Source organism: Acinetobacter sichuanensis (assembly GCF_003024515.2).
GTDB classification, from domain to species: Bacteria; Pseudomonadota; Gammaproteobacteria; order Pseudomonadales; family Moraxellaceae; genus Acinetobacter; species Acinetobacter sichuanensis.
Genome location: NZ_PYIX02000103.1, coordinates 1 through 3,542, shown reverse-complemented (window position 1 = coordinate 3,542; position 3,542 = coordinate 1). Strand labels below are relative to the sequence as shown.

General features: G+C 30.2%; 6 protein-coding genes. 2 read left to right on the top strand and 4 right to left on the bottom strand.

The genetic code is table 11. The features are described from left to right. Together C9E89_RS21925 and C9E89_RS21920 are read left to right on the top strand one after the other, a co-directional pair. Positions 1-218: hypothetical protein (locus tag C9E89_RS21925; protein WP_107010220.1), on the top strand; the 218-nt coding region annotated here is incomplete at its 5' end. Between the two features lie 207 nt (positions 219-425). Then, the gene (locus tag C9E89_RS21920) at positions 426-1,322 is read left to right on the top strand and encodes a HEPN domain-containing protein (protein WP_107010219.1); all 897 of its coding nucleotides are present in this window, start codon (positions 426-428) and stop codon (positions 1,320-1,322) included. A 131-nt stretch (positions 1,323-1,453) separates the two neighbouring features. On the opposite strand, the gene C9E89_RS21915 is transcribed toward C9E89_RS21920, so the two are convergent. The 4 genes from C9E89_RS21915 to C9E89_RS23465 all read right to left on the bottom strand — a co-directional run bounded on the left by C9E89_RS21915 (position 1,454) and on the right by C9E89_RS23465 (position 3,074). Beyond that, the gene (locus tag C9E89_RS21915) at positions 1,454-2,098 is read right to left on the bottom strand and encodes a Fic/DOC family protein (RefSeq protein WP_107010218.1); all 645 of its coding nucleotides are present in this window, start codon (positions 2,096-2,098) and stop codon (positions 1,454-1,456) included. Between the two features lie 2 nt (positions 2,099-2,100). Beyond that, entirely contained in the window at positions 2,101-2,286 is a 186-nt protein-coding gene (locus tag C9E89_RS21910; protein ID WP_107010217.1) for a hypothetical protein, read from the bottom strand. 185 nt (positions 2,287-2,471) lie between these two features. Beyond that, the gene (locus C9E89_RS21905) at positions 2,472-2,834 is read right to left on the bottom strand and encodes a hypothetical protein (protein ID WP_107010216.1); all 363 of its coding nucleotides are present in this window, start codon (positions 2,832-2,834) and stop codon (positions 2,472-2,474) included. Positions 2,835-2,903: 69 nt separating this feature from the next. Next, on the bottom strand, positions 2,904-3,074 hold the full coding sequence (locus tag C9E89_RS23465; protein ID WP_171405201.1) for a hypothetical protein: 171 nt from the start codon (positions 3,072-3,074) through the stop codon (positions 2,904-2,906). Positions 3,075-3,542 lie beyond the last annotated feature (468 nt).

The window sequence follows — 3,542 nt, the reverse complement described above, 5'->3', positions numbered from 1 at the left end:
CACTTTGGACGCCAAGGATGGCTCTTGAAAGTGACATTGAAAGGTTACGCACTCATCGCAGCGAATTATTAGAGATTTTTAAAAAATTAAAACATCCTGGCGTTCCTGAAAATGAACGTTTAAAAAACTCTATTTTATCTCTCAATAGTAAGATTGAAGATTTAGAGGATGAATTAGATGGTCTTATTCAAGACGAACGCTTAAATCATACTGACTAAATTATTCAGTTTATTTAATTAAAACTGTGAAACATTGATTAAACATTAGGCGTGGAACGTGAAAAATCATAAAAAAAGCCCGAACAGGGATGTTCGGGCTATAAAATAGAAACTACAGCATTGATTTCTATAGATAATTATAACGCATTTCGCATAAGGTGTATTATGTTAATTTTAGGAAATCTTAAAATTTAGGAGCAGATTTTTATGGAACATTGTGAAGATTTAGAAAGCTTAGTAATGGATGTATCTTTTGAATGCAATCAGTGTGCCCAACATGTTGAAACTTTTGTTTATGTTCCAGATCCAAATTTTATGGCAGAGAAAAATAGAGACAGTACAACTGAAGTGGAAACAGAAATTTATTGTGATAAATGTGGTCATGAACATCTGATTATCGTTTCTAATACTTTCTATTCTGCAACTTGTTACTTCCAAGAAGACTCTTCAAAATATATTAACTATGGCTTTCCTTATTACAATAGGAATGAATTACAGGAATTAGAATGGATTATTGAATCTAATGAACATAAAGAAGTTCTGTATAAACAACTAAGTATTGTTGAAGACTTAAAACAGTCTATCCAGGTTAGTCCAATTCTAAATACCTCTTTAAACACGATGATATATGCACACATTGTAGCTGCTATAGAAGGATATTTATCTGCATCATTTATTCATACAGTTTTAAATTCGAAACAACTATTAAACAGACTATGCTTGACTGATCCCCAACTAAAAGACTTAAAATTTGATATTGGTGATCTTTTAAATAAAGAAAATCTTATTGAAGATTATGTTAGTAAACACTTAAATGACATAATTTTTCATCGTGTTGATAAAATAAAAAAAATGTTCAAATCTGTTTTAGATCATGATTTTGGTGACATTGGATGGTTCGGAAGAGCCGTAAAAATTCGTCACGATTGTGTGCATCGAGCAGGTATTACAAAAGAAAGAGAATCTATAAATGTTAAAGACAATGAAATTTCCGAGTTAATTGATAATGCTAAAAGTTTAGTAGAAAATTTAGAGAAAACTCTTTCTAAATTAAGTCCTAAAATAGACTATAGCTCTTTATCTTCGGATGATTTTCCATTTTAACTTAAGTCAAAATTTAGTCTTTATTATTAGTCCAGATTTTTATCTGGACTCTTTACAATGAATTGTTTCCAAATATAAGAATTTCGATCTACAGGTTTGGAAAACAGTCAGTTATCTACATGAACTTATTATTAATCTACTAATTTCTCGATATTTAGCTTAATCATCTTTTCAGTTAGCTTGAAATTACCTTGTTTCCATCCAGAGATAACCGCCTGATTCATGGCATCAGAGCTAACAGTAGTCCAATCAATTGTATAACCTAAGTTAAATAAGATTTGCCCCAACATGAAACGTTGAGAGCGACCATTACCTTCTCTAAATGGATGTATATAATTTAAAACCACAAAAAATCTTGCTAAAAAGGTACAAATTAAATCTATATTTTCTTTATTATCAATTAAATATTGGAAATTATTTTTTAAGCATGAGAATAATAAACTGGACAAAGGAACTATGTTTAGATATCGAAGAAATATACATTCGCCTTTATAGGTGTTCGCCTGTCTTAATTGGCCAGCCCAAGGATAAACATCTTGGAATAATTCATAATGTATATTTTGTAAGTGTTCTAAATCAAAGTCACCTAGAAAGATATGAATATTTTCTTGCAATCTAGTATTTTGTAAGGCACTAAGAGCTTTTTCAGCATCATTCAGATCTTTGGTGTTAGAAATACCAAGGTTGTTTTTTAAGACCCCATTTTCATCACAAAATGGGTCATCAAAAAAGTCTTCTTCTGTTAAATAATAGTGTAGCTCATCATCAAAAAGCATTTTTAGCGCACACGATACATTTCAACTAATGTATTTCTAGTTTGTTCAAATGTCTTAGAACCATTCACATATTCATGTATTGATTGTAAACCTCTATTGTCTATAACCAAATTATCTACTGCGAATGAAGCTTTTACGACTTGAAAAGCTTGAGTACGGCTACTTCTCATACCAATAACTTTTTTCATAAAATTCTCACTTGAGATAACTTAAATTAACTTTCAGGATATATCATTTTTTCTTCTAAAAAGGAATTAAATCCTTTTATTTAACATAAAATCTCTTATGAGAACTTGGTGTTTGTACTTTTTTCGCATAACCATACATTTTGTTGCAGTGCATGGTTAAGCGAAGAGGCTGATGTTCTGAACGTCTAGTTTAAATTACAAATTTTATTTAAACCTTTTTTAAGTGCCAGTGCGACTAGGGCTATTTCCCATTGTCCTGTGATACCTAAGGCTTTTATGACGGCATCTATTAATTCTTGATCTCCGATTTTTGGGTTTTCTTTGTAAATAGTGCATGTCACATGGTTGATTTTACGCCAAGCTTTTTTCAATGAAGCTTTTTTAATGACAGATTTATCATGACTATGAACATCATTTTCAACATCATCATCGTTCAGACTAGATAGATCATCTAGGTTAACGTCAATATTAAGATCATCAAAAGACTTTAATTGCTGAAAAATTTCTTCTTCACTTAAGTGCAATAAATTCTCAATTTTTTCACTCATAATTATTTCCTTGGTTGTTTTAAATAAGGTTATTTAATTTAGGTAGAGTTCTTTGAGCGTTTGATGTCTTTATTGGCTATTTGAAGGCTTTTCTCCTCGATCTTCTACTTCTTTTTTTATGCGGTCTTCTGCTTCTTTTTGTGTTTCACGAGTATGTTCAACTACACCGTGACCATAGTCTATAGTAGCTCCATGTTCATCAGAAGTTACCGAAGGAGATGCCATTATTTGATTAGACATATCTATTTTCTCCTTAAAGATAATTGAGTACTAATCTAGATTGAACATAACAAATGATAAGAAAATTATTGTTGTTATATTTGGAATATTTTGTTACATATTTAGTAAATAAATGAATTAATGTATAAAAAATGAATATATTCGAATGAATCTATTCTTAATCGTAAATAATTTTTATGTTTTTATATCACTCGTCTTATACCAAATCTTAACTTTAAAATTTAGGCTTACAGTAGGGTGAATTTATCCCAAGAGTTGTCCGCAGAAAATGCGGATAATTTCAGAAATGCGAGTATTGAGAAATCAGGGGAAATTGCATTTTTGACTATTTTTTAACCGATTTTATAGACAAAAAATGACAATTTCGTTTAAAAAAACGCCGACATGTAACGAGGTCGGCTTTTTGCGGATGAATGGCGGTTTTTTAATTAATTAAGTTATTGAAATAAAAAGGATTTAAAAGAACCA

Excerpts from the sequence above, each read along its gene's own strand:
- C9E89_RS21920 (WP_107010219.1), top strand. The coding sequence starts at position 426 with ATGGAACATTGTGAAGATTTAGAAAGCTTAGTAATGGATGTATCTTTT.
- C9E89_RS21915 (WP_107010218.1), bottom strand. The coding sequence starts at position 2,098 with ATGCTTTTTGATGATGAGCTACACTATTATTTAACAGAAGAAGACTTT.
- C9E89_RS21910 (WP_107010217.1), bottom strand. The coding sequence starts at position 2,286 with ATGAAAAAAGTTATTGGTATGAGAAGTAGCCGTACTCAAGCTTTTCAA.
- C9E89_RS21905 (WP_107010216.1), bottom strand. The coding sequence starts at position 2,834 with ATGAGTGAAAAAATTGAGAATTTATTGCACTTAAGTGAAGAAGAAATT.
- C9E89_RS23465 (WP_171405201.1), bottom strand. The coding sequence starts at position 3,074 with ATGTCTAATCAAATAATGGCATCTCCTTCGGTAACTTCTGATGAACAT.